We start from the raw sequence: 17,444 nt of genomic DNA on the forward strand, positions 1-17,444 counted from the left end.
CCCGGACGAAACCGTCGTAAACCGAGGCATGGCGCGTACTGGTACCGGTTTAAAGCTAATTAAAAACCGAAGCGAGAAATTGTGACCCAGAGCAAATTCAAGAGCATCAATTTTGGACATAACTTGCAATAACTTTCATTATCGCCGACCTTAGGAGTCATTAATTACGAAGCGCAAAAAAAATCCCCATCCCTTTCTTGCACAGCGAAAAAGTGAACTATGTTGATTCCGTCAAAATTAAGTCGTCCATCCCGTCTTGAACACACTGTGGTTCGCGAACGGTTGCTGGCGAAACTTTCCGGCGCGAACAATTATCGTCTCGCGTTGGTGACCAGCCCGGCAGGTTACGGCAAAACCACGCTCGTTTCGCAGTGGGCTTCGGGTAAGCATGACCTTGGCTGGTTTTCGCTCGATGAAGGCGATAATCAACAAGAGCGCTTCGCCAGCTATCTGATTGCAGCGATTCAACAGGCGACAGGCGGCCACTGCGCCGCCAGCGAAGCCATGGTGCAAAAGCGCCAGTACGCCAGCCTGCCGTCGCTGTTTGCGCAGCTGTTTATTGAGCTTGCCGACTGGCAGCGTCCGCTGTACCTGGTCATTGATGATTATCACCTGATTACCAATCCGGTGATCCACGACGCCATGCGCTTCTTCTTGCGCCATCAGCCAGAGACCATGACGCTGGTAGTGCTGTCGCGCAACCTGCCGCAGTTGGGGATCGCCAATCTGCGGGTGCGCGAGCAGTTACTGGAAATCGGCAGCCAACAGTTGGCTTTTACTCATCAGGAGGCGAAACAGTTCTTTGACTGCCGCCTCGCCTCCCCCATTGAAGCCGATGACAGCAGTCGCCTGTGCGATGACGTCGCCGGCTGGGCCACCGCCCTGCAGCTCATCGCCCTCTCCGCCCGGCAGAAAAACACCTCAGCCCAGCACTCCGCCCGTCGTCTCGCCGGGATTAACGCCAGCCACCTTTCCGACTATCTGGTCGATGAAGTGCTGGATAACGTCGATGCCCGTACCCGCAGCTTCTTGTTAAAAAGCTCGCTGCTGCGCTCGATGAATGACGCGCTTATCGTCCGCGTCACCGGCGAAGAGAACGGCCAGATGCAGCTGGAAGAGATCGAACGTCAGGGGCTGTTCCTGCACCGAATGGATGACTCCGGCGAGTGGTTCCGCTATCACCCGCTATTCGGCAACTTCCTGCGCCAGCGCTGTCAGTGGGAAATGGCCACCGAGCTACCGGAAATTCACCGCGCCGCCGCCGAAGCGTGGATGGCGCAGGGATTCCCCACCGAAGCCATCCATCATGCGCTTGCCGCTGGCGATGCCGCCATGCTGCGCGATATTTTGCTCAACCACGCCTGGGGCATGTTCAACCACAGCGAGCTGGGTCTGCTGGAACAATCGCTGGCGGCGCTGCCGTGGTCGAACCTGCTGGAAAACCCGCGGCTGATCCTGCTGCAGGCCTGGCTGATGCAGAGCCAGCATCGCTATAGCGAAGTGAATACCCTGCTGGCCCGCGCCGAACAGGAGATGGATGTCGAAATGGATACCGCGATGCACGGCGATTTCAACGCCCTGCGCGCGCAGGTCGCAATCAACGCCGGCGATCAGGACGAAGCCGAGCGTCTGGCAATGGTGGCGCTGGATGAACTGCCGCTGGCGAGCTATTACAGCCGCATCGTCGCCACTTCCGTTCACGGCGAAGTGCTGCACTGCAAAGGCCACCTGAGCAAATCGCTGGCGGTGATGCAGCAAACAGAACAGATGGCTCGCCGTCATGACGTCTGGCACTACGCCCTGTGGAGCATGATCCAGCAGAGCGAGATTCTGTTTGCCCAGGGCTTCCTGCAGGCGGCATGGGAGATTCAGGATAAAGCTTTCCAGCTTATCCGCGATCAGCATCTTGAACAGCTGCCGATGCATGAGTTCCTGTTGCGCATCCGCGCGCAGCTGCTGTGGGCATGGGCGCGTCTTGATGAAGCAGAAGAGAGCGCCCGCAGCGGCATCGCGGTGCTGGCAAACTACCAGCCGCAACAGCAGCTGCAGTGCCTGGCGCTGATGGTGCAGTGCTCGCTGGCGCGCGGCGATCTCGATAACGCCCGCAGCTTATTAAACCGACTGGAGAATCTGCTGGGCAACGGCCACTATCACAGCGACTGGGTTTCCAACGCCGACAAAGTACGGGTGATCTACTGGCAGATGACCGGCGATAAAACCGCAGCGGCCAACTGGCTGCGCCAGACGCCGAAACCTGAATTCGCTAATAACCACTTCCTGCAAAGCCAGTGGCGCAACATTGCCCGCGCGCAGATCCTGCTCGGTGATTTTGATTCCGCCGAAATGGTGCTGGAAGAGTTAAATGAAAACGCCCGCTCGCTGCGGCTGATGAGCGATATCAACCGTAACCTGCTGCTGTTGAACCAGCTGTACTGGCAGGCGGATCGCAAGGGTGAGGCGCAAAAAGTGTTAATGGAAGCCTTAACCCTCGCTAACCGCACCGGCTTTATTAACCACTTCGTGATTGAAGGGGAAGCCATGGCCCAGCAGCTGCGCCAGCTGATTCAACTGAATACGCTGCCGGAGCTTGAGCAGCACCGCGCGCAGCGCATCCTGCGCGATATTAACCAGCATCATCGGCATAAATTCGCCCACTTTGACGAGAGCTTCGTCGAACGGCTGTTAAACCACCCGGAAGTGCCGGAGCTTATCCGCACCAGCCCGCTGACCCAGCGCGAGTGGCAGGTGTTAGGGTTAATCTATTCCGGTTACAGCAACGAGCAGATCGCCGGCGAACTCGATGTCGCGGCCACCACGATTAAAACGCATATTCGCAATCTGTATCAGAAACTGGGCGTCGCGCACCGCCAGGATGCCGTTCAGCATGCCCAGCGGTTGCTCAAAATGATGGGATACGGCGTATAACGCCGTTTAGCAAAGCTCCAGCTGCAGGTTGTTGTCTTTAATCACCTTCAGCACGCCTGCGGGCGGCATGATATCGGTATAAACCGCATCGACCATACTAATGCTGCCCATGTTCACCATCGCATTACGCCCAAACTTCGAGTGATCCACCACCAGCATCACGTGGCGCGAGTTTTCGATAATCGCCCGCTTGGTGCGCACTTCATGGTAATCAAACTCCAGCAGCGAACCGTCGCTATCAATGCCGCTAATACCGAGAATGCCGAAGTCGAGGCGGAACTGGGAGATAAAATCGAGCGTCGCTTCGCCGATGATCCCGCCGTCGCGGCTGCGTAGCTCGCCGCCGGCAAGGATAATGCGAAAATCATCTTTCACCATCAGCGTATTTGCGACGTTGAGATTGTTGGTCACAATCCGCAGGTCATTATGGTCGAGCAACGCGTGGGCCACCGCTTCCGGCGTTGTGCCGATATCGATAAACAGGGTTGCGCCGTCGGGGATTTCGCTCGCCACTTTCCGCGCGATACGCTCTTTTTCCGCCGTCTGGGTCGCTTTCCTGTCGTGCCACGAGGTGTTGACCGAGCTGGAAGGCATCGCCGCGCCGCCGTGGTGGCGCAGGATCATTTTTTGTTCCGCTAAATCATTCAGGTCGCGACGAATAGTCTGCGGGCTGACGGCAAACTGCTCCACCAGTTCTTCGGTACTGACGTATCCCTGTTTTTTTACCAGCTCGATAATCGCGTCATGACGTTGTGTTTGTTTCATGAAATATCCCTGGGAATCTCTACGTTCGTTTTCGCACATTTAGCGTATCGACAAACGCCATCGCCAGCCCGACTGCCAGGCCCGCCACGTGCGCGCCATTGGCGATCGACATGCCGAAAACATCAAACCATCCTGCCACTAACCACACTAAAGAGAAGAGGATCAGACCACGCTGCAGATAAATACCGCTCTGCGGGTCGCGCTCGCCGCGCAGCCAGACATAGCCCATTAATGCATAGACTACCCCCGACAAACCGCCGAACCACGGGCCGCTAACCTGATGCTGGACGAATCCGCTCAGCAGAGCGCTGATAATGGTAATCACCACCAGCTTACCGCTACCGATGCGCTTCTCCACCGCACCGCCGAGGTACCACCACCATAGCAGGTTAAACAGAATATGCATCAGCGAGAAGTGCATGAAAGCGTGGGTAAGATAGCGCCAGGCTTCGAATTTCAGCGAAGGATCGTAGGGCCAGGCAAGCCAGATCATCATCGTCTGATCGCCCAGAACGTTTTGCAGTATGAAGACCAGGATACAGGCCAGCAAAATCGCCCACGTAAACGGCCCGGCGTTGTTACGCAGGGTAGCTAAAAACGGGAAGCGTTGATAATGCAATCCGCTATTGGTATGCCCCGATTGCCAGCTGGCGGCGAGATAGCGCGGGTCGGCCGGGTTTTCGAGAAAACGGGCCAGCTCGGTCTGCACCCGCGCGGCCTGGCTTTCATCTGCCAGCCAGACATCGCTCTGCGTGTGCTGTTGGATAGTCAGGATGACCCCCTGCGTCGCCATATAGTCGACAAACGCCTGGGCCACGCGCGGGTTGGCAAAAGAGGTAATCATTAACATACAGCGGATCGCTTATTCCACACAAAGGGGGCTAGTATATACCGTACCGCGCTTATAGCGAGCCGTGCGCGACTTCCGCCGGGAAATGACGATGCCAGGCGTCAAAACCGCCGTCGACGCTGTAGACGTTCTCGAAGCCCTGCTGCAGCAGATACTGCGCGGCGCCTTTACTGCTGTTGCCGTGGTAGCACATCACCATCACCGGCGTCTCAAAATCGTTATCGCGCATAAAAGCGCCCAGGGTATCGTTGGTCAGATGAAACGCGCCCGGCGTGTGCCCCATGGCATAGCTTTGCGGGTCGCGGATATCGACCAGCACCGCCTTCTGCTGATGCAGTTTCTGATGCGCTTCTTCTACATTGATACATTCAAATTGTTCCATGATTCTCTTCTCTATTGCACTTCATGACGGGCGGTGACCGACCCTGATTTTACCCGCTAGTGTACCGTCAGGCGGTAAATAAACGCCAATATGTTACATGCATCACTCTGAAATGTTTTTTTGATGTTACCAAAAGCGCGTTTGTTTGCTATAGTGAGCGATATCGAACATTTATGAGCTTAAACGAAAGCGAACGAGGTGCGAGCGTGGAAATCAAAGATCTGATTGTGATAGGCGGGGGCATCAACGGTGCCGGTATCGCGGCAGACGCCGCCGGGCGCGGTTTATCCGTGCTGATGCTGGAAGCGAGAGACCTTGCCTGCGCCACCTCAAGCGCCAGCTCGAAACTGATTCACGGCGGCCTGCGCTATCTGGAACACTACGAATTCCGCCTGGTCAGCGAAGCGCTGGCGGAGCGCGAGGTGTTATTAAAAATGGCGCCGCATTTGGCCTTCCCGATGCGCTTCCGCTTACCACATCGCCCGCATCTGCGCCCGGCGTGGATGATTCGTATCGGTCTGTTTTTATACGATCACCTCGGCAAACGCACCAGCCTGCCGGGCTCGACCGGTTTGCGCTTTGGCGCGGAATCGGTACTTAAGCCGGAAATCGTGCGCGGTTTCGAATATTCCGACTGCTGGGTCGACGATGCGCGTCTGGTTCTTGCCAACGCCCAGATGGTGGTACGTAAAGGCGGCGAAGTTCGCACCCGCACCCGCGCTATCTCGGCAAAACGCGAAAACGGCCTGTGGGTGGTGGAAGCGGAAGATATCGATAGCGGCGAAAAATTCACCTGGCACGCGCGCGGTCTGGTTAACGCCACCGGCCCGTGGGTGAAACATTTCTTCGACGAAGGCATGCATCTGCGCTCGCCGTATGGCATCCGCCTGATCAAAGGCAGCCATATCGTGGTGCCGCGCGTACACACCCAGAAGCAGGCCTATATCCTGCAAAACGAAGATAAACGTATCGTGTTTGTCATCCCGTGGATGGATGAGTTCTCGATTATCGGCACCACCGACGTCGAGTACAACGGCGATCCGAAAGAGGTGGCGATCGATGATAAAGAGATCAACTACCTGCTGAACGTCTACAACGCGCACTTTAAAAAGACGCTGTCGCGCGACGATATCGTCTGGACTTACTCCGGCGTGCGTCCGCTGTGCGACGATGAATCCGACTCACCGCAGGCGATTACCCGCGACTATACGCTCGATATTCACGATGAGAACGGTCAGGCGCCGCTGCTGTCGGTATTCGGCGGCAAGCTCACCACCTACCGTAAACTGGCGGAACATGCGCTGGAAAAACTGACGCCGTATTATCAGGGGATTGGCCCGGCGTGGACCAAAACCGCCGTTCTGCCCGGCGGCGATATCGGCGGCGACCGCGACGACTATGCGGCGAAACTGCGCCGTCGCTTCGCGTTTATCAGCGAATCAATGGCCCGCCACTACGCCCGCACCTACGGCAGCAACAGCGAGTGGATCCTTGGCGAAGCGACTTCGCTTGCCGATCTGGGAGAAGATTTTGGCCACGAGTTTTATGAAGCCGAGCTGAAGTACCTGGTCGAACACGAGTGGGTTCGCAGTCTGGATGACGCTATCTGGCGCCGTACCAAACAGGGGATGTGGCTGAATGCCGAGCAGCAGGCGCGTATCAGCGAGTGGCTGGCGCAACATACGGGAAAGTCTGAACTGTCGTTAGCGTCCTGACATACCCCGGGCGGCGGCTGACGCCTGGCCCGGGCTACATCACAGCGCAAATCTGTAGCCCCGCGAGCGGGGCAATAACCGCGGGTAAAGCGCCGCTTTTGCGCCGGATAGCGGCTGCGCCTTATCCGGCCTACGGACAGTGCCAAGGTGAGCTTAAGATCTCTATCTTGTACCCATGGCCACTAAAACCACCGGTGTTGGTGGCCTCAAAATCGCTGAGACGTTCCCGGAAGACTGGGAGCGCAATGTGCTCTGAATTAACACAAAATACACGTTTTTCCCGAACCAAAACAGTTGCCAACCGATAACCGTATCTACGGCTTGCGCCTGACCCGGGTTACCGATTCACAAATTAAACGAGACTTTTTTTCCAGTCGGCAACGTGACATTTATACTTAGTTCCCCACCCAAGGCCGCAATGTAGCGCTTTAGGGTCGAAAGCCTCGGGTCGTTATCAGCCTGTTCCATTTTAGCGATCGTTGGCTGCTTAACCCCCATAGCCGCAGCCATCTCCGTTTGTGAAATTTGTAACTCTTCGCGAAGCAAGTTTAAAGCGACAGACTGGCGTATCTCTGCCGCTTTCGCTGCAATACGCTGCTGGCTTTCAGGACTCTGTTTCGCCATGAGTTCTTTTAGCGTGCCCATTATCGCTCCTTAGTCAGGTGCTGGCTGAATTCTCTATCAGCCAGGGTAATCATCTCTTTGTAAAAACGTTTCTCATTCATGCCATCCTTATTGCCCGCACATAAAACGATAGCTTTCCGAAGAGGATCAAAAGCAAAAAAGGCGCGGACTGGGAGCCCATGATGCTGAACCCGAAGTTCTTTCATATTCTGAAACTTTGAACCTTTTACCGTATCAACATACGGACGCCCAAGCTGCGGACCAAACTCAGACAGGATAAGCATCGTGGCCAACATATCCTCTTTTAAAGCTCTGCTTTGTAATTCGAACCAGGTATCAAACGTATCCGTCGTTTCTACATCCCACATAGACGATCCCTCATAGCCTAAAGGCTATCATCAACATTATAGCTATTAGGCTATGAACGTAAACTATTTGAGCATTTATCGTACTGCTGGCAAATTCACGTCAATAGTATATTCCCGCAATAGCCTGAATCCCTCCCGGCACTTTTCCGAATAAAACGTTCGCTACACAAACAGAAACGGGGCCAGTTTTGGCCCCGTTTTGCTGATGCTTAACCGATTACAAACGAACCGGGTCGATATGCCAGATATGTTTGGCGTACTCCTGGATCGTGCGGTCGGATGAGAAATAGCCCATGTTGGCGATGTTCATCATCGCTTTATTGGCCCACTCCTCCGGATGGCGGTACAGCTCGTCCACCTTATCCTGACAATCAACGTAGCTGCGATAGTCCGCCAGTACCTGATAGTGGTCGCCAAAGTTGATCAGCGAATCCAGCAGGTCGCGATAGCGGCCAGGTTCCGACGGGCTGAACAGGCCGGTGCCAATCTGCGTCAACGCCTGATGCAGTTCTTCATCCTGCTCATAGTAATCGCGAGGTTTATAGCCGTTGCTGCGCAGGGCTTCCACCTGTTCCGCGGTATTACCGAAGATAAAGATATTGTCCTCGCCGACGTGCTCCAGCATCTCGACGTTAGCGCCATCCAGCGTACCAATGGTCAGCGCGCCGTTGAGCGCAAACTTCATATTACTGGTACCGGACGCTTCCGTTCCCGCCAGCGAGATCTGCTCGGAGAGATCCGCCGCCGGGATAATCAGCTGCGCCAGGCTCACGCTGTAGTTGGGGATAAACACCACTTTCAGCTTATCGCCAATCTGCGGATCGTTGTTCACCACCGCCGCCACATCGTTGATCAGATGAATAATATGCTTCGCCATATAGTAGGCCGACGCGGCCTTACCGGCGAAGATATTTACTCGCGGCACCCACTCCGCCTGCGGATCGGCTTTGATCCGGTTGTAGCGGGTGATGACGTGCAGGATATTCATCAGCTGGCGTTTATATTCGTGGATGCGTTTGATCTGCACATCAAACAGCGCCTTAGGATTGACCACCACGTTCAACTGCTGGGCGATATAGTTCGCCAGCCGCTGCTTATTCTCAAGCTTGGCGCGGCGCACCGCCTGGTTCACCGTCGGGTAATCAATATGCTGTAGCAGATCGCTCAACTGGCTTAAGTCGGTGCGCCAGGTGTGGCCGATATTCTCATCCAGCACCTGCGACAGCGGCGGGTTTGCCAACGCCAGCCAGCGCCGCGGCGTAACGCCGTTGGTGACGTTGGTAAAACGCATCGGGAAAATCTTCGCAAACTCGGCAAACAGCGACTCGACCATTAAGCGCGAATGCAGCTCGGATACGCCGTTGACTTTATGGCTGACCACGACCGCCAGCCATGCCATACGTACCCGGCGCCCATTAGATTCATCAATGATGGAGGTACGGCTGAGCAGCGCGGTATCGTTGGGATACTGCTCCTGCAGCGTCTTGAGGAAGTAATCGTTAATCTCGAAGATAATCTGCAGATGGCGCGGCAGGATTTTCCCCAGCATATCGACCGGCCAGGTCTCCAGCGCTTCGCTCATCAACGTATGGTTGGTATAGGAGAAGACCTGACAGGTCACCTCGAAGGCTTCATCCCAGCTAAATTTGTGCTCATCGATCAGCAGACGCATCAGCTCAGGGATCGACAGCACCGGGTGGGTGTCATTGAGGTGAATGGCGATTTTCGCCGCCAGATTGTCGTAGGTGCGGTGCAGCTGGTAGTGGCGACTGAGGATATCCTGTACCGTCGCCGAGACCAGGAAATACTCCTGACGCAGGCGCAGCTCGCGCCCGGAATAGGTGGAGTCATCCGGGTACAGCACCCGTGAAACGTTCTCGGAGTGGTTCTTATCTTCCACCGCCGCAAAATAGTCGCCCTGGTTGAATTTACCGAGGTTGATTTCGCTACTGGCCTGCGCGCTCCACAGACGCAGGGTGTTGGTGGCATCGGTATCGAAACCGGGGATAATCTGATCGTAGGCTTCGGCGATAATCTCTTCGGTCTCTATCCAGCGGGTATTTTTCCCTTCCTGCTGCACGCGGCCGCCGAAACGCACTTTATAGCGCGTATTGTGGCGTTCGAACTCCCACGGGTTGCCGTACTCCAGCCAGTAATCCGGCGACTCTTTCTGTCGCCCGTCGACGATGTTCTGCTTGAACATCCCATAATCGTAGCGAATACCGTAGCCGCGGCCCGGCAGACCCAGCGTCGCCAGCGAATCGAGGAAGCAGGCGGCCAGGCGCCCTAAACCGCCGTTGCCTAAACCGGGGTCGTTTTCTTCATCAATAAGCTCTTCCAGATCGAGCCCCATATCGGCCAGCGCATTATTCACATCTTCATAAATCCCTAACGACAACAGCGCGTTAGAGAGGGTGCGGCCAATCAAAAACTCCATCGACAGATAGTAAACCTGCCGCACTTCCTGCGACAGCTGGGCGCGGTTTGAACGCAGCCATCGCTCGACCATGCGGTCGCGAACGGCGAACAGGGTGGCGTTCAGCCATTCGTGTTTGTTGGCGATCGCCGGATCTTTGCCGATGATAAACATCAGCTTATACGCGATAGAATGCTTTAACGCCTCAACGCTCAGCGTGGGTGATGCATAACTAAAGGGTGCATTCATAGCCATAGCTCCTGTGGTTACATCAAGCGTTGATAGAGTTCACGATAGGATTTCGCCGCCACCTGCCAGCTAAAGTCCATATTCATCGCCTGACGCTGAACGTAGCGCCACAGCGATGGCCGCGACCACAACACAAAGGTGCGCCGGATGGCCCGCAGCAACGACACCGCGTTACTGTCCTCAAAGACAAAGCCGCTGGCGACGCCGTCGGCGAGGTTTTCCAGCGAACAGTCGGCCACGGTATCGGCGAGACCGCCGGTGCGGCGCACCAGCGGCAGAGTGCCGTATTTCAGGCCATACAGCTGAGTCAGACCGCACGGTTCAAAGCGGCTGGGAACCAGAATCACATCGGCGCCGCCCATGATGCGGTGCGAAAACGCCTCGTGATAGCCAATCTGCACGCCGACCTGGCCCGGATGTTCGGCGGCGGCGGCGAGGAAGCCCTCCTGCAGTACCGGATCGCCGGCGCCCAACAGCGCCAGTTGCCCGCCCTGCTCCAGCAGGCCCGGCAGCGCCTCCAGCACCAGATCCAGCCCTTTTTGGCTGGTCAGGCGGCTCACCACGGCGAACAGCGGCGCTTTGTCATCCACCTTCAGCCCCATGGCGATTTGCAGCTGCCGTTTATTCTCGGCTTTCTCCTCCAGACAATCGCGGTCATAGCGCGCCGCCAGCAGCAAATCGCTTTGCGGATTCCAGATACCATCATCGACGCCGTTAAGGATGCCGGACAAGCGGCCCTCGTGTTGGCGCTGACGTAGCAGCCCTTCCATGCCGTAGGCATATTGCGGTTCGGTGATTTCCCGCGCGTAGGTTGGGCTCACCGCTGTGATATGGTCGGCATAGTACAGACCGGCTTTGAGGAACGAGATCTGGCCGTTAAATTCGAGGCCGTGCATGTTATAGAACGACCACGGCAGCTCTATCTCATTCATATGCCAGGAGTAAAACATCCCCTGGTAGGCGAGATTGTGCACCGTAAACACCGATTTCGCCGGACGCCCACGCGCCGCCAGGTAGGCCGGCGTCAGGCCCGCATGCCAGTCATGGGCATGCACCACCTCCGGGCGCCAGAATGGATCCAGCCCGCAGGCCATTTCGCTACCTACCCAGCCGAGCAGCGCAAAGCGCAGCACGTTGTCGGTATAGGCGTTCATGTTGGCGTCGTGATACGGGCTCCCCGGGCGATCGTAGAGATGCGGCGCGTCGATCAGATAGATACCGACGCCGTTAAAATGGCCGAACAGCAGGGTGATGCGCCCGGCAAAGGTATCCCGGCGGGTGACGACCTGCGCGTCGGTAATTCCGCGGCGGATATCCGGATACCCCGGCAGCAGCACGCGGGTATCCACGCCGTCTGCGATCTGCGCCGCCGGCAGCGCGCCAATAACGTCAGCCAGACCGCCGGTTTTTAACAACGGGAACATCTCTGAACATACGTGTAAAACCTGCATTATCGCTCCTGTTTGTGCCCCAGTTTCCGCAGCATGTCGCGCGTAACCAGCACGATCCCTTCTTCTGAACGATAGAAGCGGCTGGCATCTTCTTCCGCATTCTCCCCAATCACCATCCCTTCCGGGATGACGCAGGCGCGATCTATCACGCAGCGGCGCAGGCGGCACGAGCGCCCGACCCAGACATCCGGCAATAAGACTGCCGAATCAATGTTACAAAACGAATTCACCCGCACCCGCGGGAACAGTACCGACTGCACCACTACTGACCCGGAGATAATGCAGCCGCCGGAAACCAGCGAGTTCAGCGTCATGCCGTGACTGCCGGAGCGGTCCTGGACGAACTTCGCCGGCGGCAGCGATTCCATATGGGTACGGATAGGCCAATGCTGGTCGTACATATCGAGCTCCGGCGTCACCGAGGCCAGATCGAGGTTGGCCTTCCAGTAGGCTTCCAGCGTCCCGACATCGCGCCAGTACGGCTCGGCTTGCGGGTCGGACTGCACGCAGGAGAGCGGGAAAGGATGTGCATAAGCCATGCCAGCTTCGGTAATTTTCGGGATGATATCTTTGCCGAAGTCGTGGCTGGAGTTTTCGTCGAGATCGTCGGCGGCCAGCAGTTCATAAAGGTAATCCGCATCAAAGACATAGATGCCCATACTGGCAAGCGAGCGGGTAGCGTCGTTCGGCATCGCCGGCGGGTTGGCCGGTTTCTCGACGAACTCGATGATCTTCTCGCTTTCATCGACCGCCATCACGCCAAAGGCGGATGCTTCTTCGATGGGCACCGGCATACAGGCGACGGTGCAGCGCGCGCCTTTTTCGACATGGTCGATCAGCATGCGCGAGTAGTCTTGTTTGTAGATGTGGTCGCCGGCGAGGATCACCACATATTCGGCTTTATAGCGACGAATAATGTCGAGGTTCTGCGTCACCGCATCGGCCGTACCGCGATACCAGTTTTCACCGTGTACCCGCTGCTGCGCCGGCAGCAGATCGACAAACTCATTCATCTCTTCGCTGAAGAAAGACCAGCCGCGCTGGATATGCTGCACCAGGGTGTGCGACTGATACTGGGTAATCACACCGATGCGGCGAATACCTGAGTTAAGACAGTTAGATAACGCGAAGTCGATAATACGGAACTTACCGCCAAAGTGGACGGCAGGCTTCGCGCGCTTAATGGTTAAATCCTTAAGCCGGGTACCACGCCCGCCAGCAAGGATCAGCGCCACCGATTTGAGAGGAAGTTGACGCGCCAGCATCAACGGATCGTTCTTTTCAAGCCCAACCATGATTAACTCCTTTTGATTCCCCTGCTTCACGGCCCATTCATCATGAACACGCCGAAAACCCCCAGGGACTATGACCTTTGAAATACGCAAACTCCGTGCGCGGGCCCATGCCAGACAGCCATGATGACCGGATTATCCTCTCCGGCGAATGGAGGAACGGCGCGCCACTCCCCCGCGGGTAAAACCATATCCGCCACCTCAGCGGTGGCATTCAGCGCGATCAGCCAGCGATCGGATAACAGGATTTGCAGCCGCGCGGCGCCATGCTGCCACTCGTCGGCGTTTAACGGTTCTCCGCGCTGATTGAGCCAGCTCACATTGCCGTCATGCTCCTGCCACCACTGATTACGGGTTAACGCCGGAATGCGCCGACGCAGGTGGATAAGCGCGGCGACAAACGCGGTTAACCCGTGATTTGCCCGCCGCCAGTCCAGCCAGGTCAAAGCATTGTCCTGACAGTACGCATTATTGTTGCCGTGCTGGCTATGGCCATGCTCATCGCCCGCCAGCAGCATCGGCGTTCCTTGCGACAGCAGCAGCGTGGTCAAGAGCGCATGTACGCTATCGCGCCGCCGCTCAATCACGGCAAGATTGGCTTCTAATCCCTCTATACCATGATTGTTGCTGTAGTTATTGTTAGTCCCATCGCGATTCTCTTCGCCGTTCGCCTGATTGTGTTTCTGATTGAAACAAACACAATCACGTAGGGTGAATCCATCATGCGCCGTGATCAGATTGATCGTCGCCGCAGGCCGTTTGCCATCGCGGGCAAAGAGATCGCTGGAGGCGGCGAAGCGCTGGGCGAAGTCACCCAACGATACGTTTTGTTGCAGCCAGAAACGGCGCGCGGTATCGCGAAAATGGTCGTTCCATTCGGCAAACAGCGGCGGGAAGTTCCCCACCTGATAACCGCCCTGGCCAATATCCCAGGGTTCGGCAATCAGCTTGATCGCCGACAATACCGGGTCGCGGCGAATGGCCTCAAACAGCGGCGCGTCCTGACGAAATTCCGGCGTGCGCCCCATCACCGACGCCAGATCGAAGCGAAAGCCGTCAACGTGGCACTCATCAACCCAAAAGCGCAGGCACTGCAGGGCATACTCCACCACGCCGGGATGACTGAGGTTGAGCGTGTTACCGCAGCCGGTCCAGTTGTGATAATCGCCGTCGTCCCTGATCCAATAATAGCTGCGGTTATCGATACCGCGCAGGGAGATGGTCGGCCCTTCAAGATCGATTTCCGCGCTATGGTTCAGCACGATATCGAGGATCACCTCGATGCCCGCCGCGTGCAGCGCTTTCACCGCATCGCGGAACTCATCGAGCGCCCGCTGCGGCTGGCTGGCGTAGCGCGGCTCCAGCGCAAACAGCGCCAGCGGGTTATAGCCCCAGTAGTTGCTCAGCCCCATCCGCTGCAGGCGAGGTTCGCTGGCGAACTGCGCTACCGGCATTAGCTCCAGCGCGGTAATACCCAGGCGGCGGAAATAGTCGATCATCAGCGGGTGGCCCAGCGCCTGATAGGTGCCGCGGATGGCCTCCGGCAGCTCCGGATGCAGCCAGGTCAACCCTTTGACGTGGGCTTCATAAATGACCGTTTCGCCCCACGGCGTGCGCGGCGGTTTATCGCCGAGCCAGTCGTAATGCAGATCGACTACCTGCGACTTTGGCGCAATGGCTGCACTATCGCGGGCATCCGGTTCATGCATCCCGCCATGTAAACGCTCGTCGTCCAGCAGTTCGCCCGCCACCTGATGCGCGCAGGGGTCGAGCAGCAGCTTGGCCGGATTGAAGCGATGCCCCTGCGCCGGATCCCACGGCCCGTGCACCCGATAACCGTAGCGTAGCCCCGGACGCGCATCGGCCAGCCAGCCGTGCCAGATGTCGCCGCTGCGCGCCGGTAGGTCGTAGCGCCGCTCGTTGCCCTGCTGGTCGAACACGCAGAGCTCCACCCGCTCGGCGTGGGCGGAAAACAGGGTGAAGTTCACCCCTTTGCCGTCATAGCTGGCGCCCAAAGGCGTCGGTTTTCCCGCGGCAAGCGTCGTCATCAGGCCTCCCGTACCAGCCAGATGGTCGCCAGCGGCGGCAGGGTAATCGACAACGAATGCTGACGACCGTGACTGGCAACGGACTCGCTCTCAACCACTCCGCCATTTCCGGCGTTACTACCGTGGTAATGCATCGAATCGGTATTCAGCTCCTCGCGCCAGCGTCCCGGCTGGTTGATGCCGAAACGGTAGTTGTGCCGCGGCACCGGCGTGAAGTTGCTGGCGACGATGATTTCATTACCGGCTTTATCGCGGCGCACGAAGATAAATACCGAACGCTCATGATCGTCGACCACCAGCCATTCGAAGCCGTAGGGATCGAAATCAAGTTCGTGCAGCGCTTTATGGTGGCGGTAGGTATGGTTCAGGTCGCGCACCAGCCGCTGGACGCCGTGGTGCCAGTTGTCGCCGCCCTCCAGCAGATGCCAGTCGAGACTGGCGTCGTGGTTCCACTCGCGACCCTGGGCGAATTCATTGCCCATAAACAGCAGCTTTTTGCCCGGGAAGGCGAACAGCCAGCCGTAATAGGCGCGCAGGTTGGCAAAGCGCTGCCATGCGTCGCCCGGCATGCGGTCGAGAATCGATTTTTTGCCGTGCACCACTTCATCGTGGGAGAGCGGCAGCACGAAGTTCTCGGTGTAGTTGTAGAGCATGCCGAAGGTCATTTTGTCGTGATGGTAGCGACGATGGACTGGATCGAGCTTCATATAATCCAGCGTGTCGTGCATCCAGCCGAGATTCCATTTGAACCAGAAGCCGAGGCCGCCGTCGGCGGGCGGACGCGTCACGCCGGCAAAATCGGTGGACTCTTCCGCCATGGTGACCGCGCCTGGCGTCTGCTCGCCGAGAATACGGTTGGTGTTACGCAGAAACTCGATCGCTTCGAGATTTTCCCGCCCGCCGTATTCGTTGGGGATCCACTCGCCCGCTTTACGGCTATAGTCGCGGTAGATCATCGACGCCACCGCGTCGACGCGCAGCGCGTCAATGCCGAAGCGCTCGATCCAGTACAGCGCGTTACCTACCAGGTAATTGCTGACTTCGCGGCGGCCGTAGTTATAGATAAGCGTATTCCAGTCCTGGTGGTAACCTTCGCGCGGATCGCTGTGTTCATACAGCGAGGTGCCGTCAAATGAGGCCAGCGCAAAGTCATCCGCCGGGAAATGACCCGGAACCCAATCGAGGATCACGTTAAGGCCCGCGGCGTGGGCGGCATCGATGAAATAGCGGAAATCTTCACGGGTACCGAAGCGGCGTGTCGGCGCATAGAGGCCGGTCGGCTGGTAGCCCCAGCTGCCGTCGAACGGGTGTTCGTTTACCGGGAGCAGTTCAAGATGGGTGAAGCCCATCCATTTTGCGTAAGGCACCAGTTGGTCCGCCAGTTCGCGGTAGCTTAGCCAGAAGTTATTGTCGGTATGGCGGCGCCAGGACCCGAGGTGCACTTCATAGATAGAGATCGGCGCATCAAACTGGTTCGCGGCTTTGCGCGCCGCCGGCTGCTCGACTTTGGGCGGCAAATCGCAGATAAGCGACGCGCTTTCCGGGCGCATCTGCGACTCGAAGGCGTAAGGATCGGCTTTGACCCGTAGATTGCCATGAGCGTCGATCAGCTCGAATTTATACAGCTGGCCATTAAGCGCGCCGGGGATGAAAAGTTCCCAGATTCCGGACTCTTTACGCAGGCGCATCGGATGGCGTCGGCCATCCCAGTAGTTAAATTGCCCCACCACCGAGACCCGGCGGGCGTTTGGCGCCCAGACCGAAAAGCGCGTACCGGTGACGCCATCCATGGTGTCGGCGTGCGCGCCCAGAGTTTCGTAAGGGCGCAGGTGCGTCCCCTCGGACAACAGCCAGGCGTCAACATCCTGCAGCAGCGGGCCGAAACGGTAAGGGTCGTCAATCAGGTTTTGCTGTCCGTGCCAGGTGACGGCCAGCTGGTAGCGAAAAGCGTTTTTACGCCGCGGCAGGAGGCCGCTAAAGAATCCGCGCGAGTCGAGGCATTCGAGTTTGCCGACTTTACGCCCGGTTTTCGGTTCAATAACCCACACTTCGGTGGCATCTGGTAATAATGCGCGAACTTCCAGCCCCGCCTCGGTGCGGTGCATGCCAAGCACGGAAAAGGGATCCGCGAAATGACCTGCAATAAGCGCATTAATCACGTCTCTATCGATTCGATTCGACATGCTTTCATCCTGTTGTAAGTGTCGCCCTTTCCTGTACCCGGCGACTTTTTTGACCTGAACGGCGCAGCACCAACGTGCATCCTCCTGCTCCGTCCCACCTTCAGGTAAGGAACTCCTTACTTAAAGCATAGCCAAGGCTGCGTTACCTCCGTGGGGAAAAATCCAACATCCGCGTT

12 protein-coding genes are annotated in these 17,444 nt (G+C 57.3%); 2 read left to right on the forward strand and 10 right to left on the reverse strand.

Features of this window, described 5'->3' with window-relative positions; genetic code table 11:
• The first annotated feature begins 219 nt into the window (after window positions 1-219).
• The gene (gene malT, locus PGR23_RS11690; protein ID WP_045394833.1) at window positions 220-2,925 is read left to right on the forward strand and encodes an HTH-type transcriptional regulator MalT; all 2,706 of its coding nucleotides are present in this window, start codon (window positions 220-222) and stop codon (window positions 2,923-2,925) included.
• A gap of 6 nt (window positions 2,926-2,931) precedes the next feature.
• Here the strand turns inward: malT and PGR23_RS11695 are convergent, their stop codons facing one another.
• Genes PGR23_RS11695 through glpE form a run of 3 tightly spaced genes read right to left on the reverse strand, consistent with a single transcriptional unit; the run spans window position 2,932 to window position 4,922 of the window.
• Window positions 2,932-3,690 (reverse strand): DeoR/GlpR family transcriptional regulator, encoded by a 759-nt coding sequence (locus PGR23_RS11695; RefSeq protein WP_015369351.1) that lies wholly within the window; start codon window positions 3,688-3,690, stop codon window positions 2,932-2,934.
• 19 nt (window positions 3,691-3,709) lie between these two features.
• Complete coding sequence (gene glpG / locus PGR23_RS11700) at window positions 3,710-4,540, reverse strand: rhomboid family intramembrane serine protease GlpG (protein ID WP_396279338.1); 831 nt, start codon at window positions 4,538-4,540, stop codon at window positions 3,710-3,712.
• 52 nt (window positions 4,541-4,592) lie between these two features.
• A complete protein-coding gene (gene glpE, locus PGR23_RS11705; protein WP_015369349.1) occupies window positions 4,593-4,922 on the reverse strand; it encodes a thiosulfate sulfurtransferase GlpE in 330 nt (109 codons plus the stop codon).
• Window positions 4,923-5,128: 206 nt separating this feature from the next.
• Between glpE and glpD the strand changes: the two genes are divergently transcribed.
• Complete coding sequence (gene glpD / locus PGR23_RS11710) at window positions 5,129-6,637, forward strand: glycerol-3-phosphate dehydrogenase (protein WP_020077778.1); 1,509 nt, start codon at window positions 5,129-5,131, stop codon at window positions 6,635-6,637.
• A gap of 345 nt (window positions 6,638-6,982) precedes the next feature.
• Here glpD and PGR23_RS11715 read toward each other — a convergent pair whose 3' ends face one another.
• The 7 genes from PGR23_RS11715 to glgB all read right to left on the reverse strand — a co-directional run bounded on the left by PGR23_RS11715 (window position 6,983) and on the right by glgB (window position 17,268).
• On the reverse strand, window positions 6,983-7,282 hold the full coding sequence (locus PGR23_RS11715) for a helix-turn-helix domain-containing protein (protein ID WP_045394831.1): 300 nt from the start codon (window positions 7,280-7,282) through the stop codon (window positions 6,983-6,985).
• On the reverse strand, window positions 7,282-7,629 hold the full coding sequence (locus PGR23_RS11720) for a type II toxin-antitoxin system RelE/ParE family toxin (protein ID WP_045394830.1): 348 nt from the start codon (window positions 7,627-7,629) through the stop codon (window positions 7,282-7,284). Before PGR23_RS11720 ends, PGR23_RS11715 begins: the two co-directional genes overlap by 1 nt.
• Before the next feature lie 217 nt (window positions 7,630-7,846).
• Window positions 7,847-10,294, reverse strand: coding sequence for a glycogen phosphorylase (gene glgP, locus PGR23_RS11725; protein ID WP_047047942.1), 2,448 nt, complete (start codon window positions 10,292-10,294; stop codon window positions 7,847-7,849).
• A gap of 17 nt (window positions 10,295-10,311) precedes the next feature.
• On the reverse strand, window positions 10,312-11,745 hold the full coding sequence (glgA, locus tag PGR23_RS11730; RefSeq protein WP_045394829.1) for a glycogen synthase GlgA: 1,434 nt from the start codon (window positions 11,743-11,745) through the stop codon (window positions 10,312-10,314).
• Window positions 11,745-13,040: a glucose-1-phosphate adenylyltransferase gene (gene glgC, locus PGR23_RS11735; protein WP_015703688.1), complete on the reverse strand. Its 1,296-nt coding sequence runs from the start codon at window positions 13,038-13,040 to the stop codon at window positions 11,745-11,747. The genes glgA and glgC overlap by 1 nt, the downstream gene beginning before the upstream one ends.
• 68 nt (window positions 13,041-13,108) lie before the next feature.
• The gene (gene glgX, locus PGR23_RS11740) at window positions 13,109-15,085 is read right to left on the reverse strand and encodes a glycogen debranching protein GlgX (RefSeq protein WP_047047939.1); all 1,977 of its coding nucleotides are present in this window, start codon (window positions 15,083-15,085) and stop codon (window positions 13,109-13,111) included.
• Window positions 15,085-17,268, reverse strand: coding sequence for a 1,4-alpha-glucan branching enzyme (gene glgB, locus PGR23_RS11745; RefSeq protein ID WP_032706494.1), 2,184 nt, complete (start codon window positions 17,266-17,268; stop codon window positions 15,085-15,087). Before glgB ends, glgX begins: the two co-directional genes overlap by 1 nt.
• Between the last annotated feature and the right edge of the window lie 176 nt (window positions 17,269-17,444).

Origin of the sequence: Klebsiella sp. 141162 (assembly GCF_050600755.1) — a bacterium.
GTDB classification, from domain to species: Bacteria; Pseudomonadota; Gammaproteobacteria; order Enterobacterales; family Enterobacteriaceae; genus Klebsiella; species Klebsiella aerogenes.

What these genes read in the sequence shown, in the direction of transcription:
- malT (WP_045394833.1), top strand. Translation starts at nt 220, where the DNA reads ATGTTGATTCCGTCAAAATTAAGTCGTCCATCCCGTCTTGAACACACT.
- PGR23_RS11695 (WP_015369351.1), bottom strand. Translation starts at nt 3,690, where the DNA reads ATGAAACAAACACAACGTCATGACGCGATTATCGAGCTGGTAAAAAAA.
- glpG (WP_396279338.1), bottom strand. Translation starts at nt 4,540, where the DNA reads ATGTTAATGATTACCTCTTTTGCCAACCCGCGCGTGGCCCAGGCGTTT.
- glpE (WP_015369349.1), bottom strand. Translation starts at nt 4,922, where the DNA reads ATGGAACAATTTGAATGTATCAATGTAGAAGAAGCGCATCAGAAACTG.
- PGR23_RS11715 (WP_045394831.1), bottom strand. Translation starts at nt 7,282, where the DNA reads ATGGGCACGCTAAAAGAACTCATGGCGAAACAGAGTCCTGAAAGCCAG.
- PGR23_RS11720 (WP_045394830.1), bottom strand. Translation starts at nt 7,629, where the DNA reads ATGTGGGATGTAGAAACGACGGATACGTTTGATACCTGGTTCGAATTA.
- glgP (WP_047047942.1), bottom strand. Translation starts at nt 10,294, where the DNA reads ATGAATGCACCCTTTAGTTATGCATCACCCACGCTGAGCGTTGAGGCG.
- glgA (WP_045394829.1), bottom strand. Translation starts at nt 11,745, where the DNA reads ATGCAGGTTTTACACGTATGTTCAGAGATGTTCCCGTTGTTAAAAACC.
- glgC (WP_015703688.1), bottom strand. Translation starts at nt 13,040, where the DNA reads ATGGTTGGGCTTGAAAAGAACGATCCGTTGATGCTGGCGCGTCAACTT.
- glgX (WP_047047939.1), bottom strand. Translation starts at nt 15,085, where the DNA reads ATGACGACGCTTGCCGCGGGAAAACCGACGCCTTTGGGCGCCAGCTAT.
- glgB (WP_032706494.1), bottom strand. Translation starts at nt 17,268, where the DNA reads ATGTCGAATCGAATCGATAGAGACGTGATTAATGCGCTTATTGCAGGT.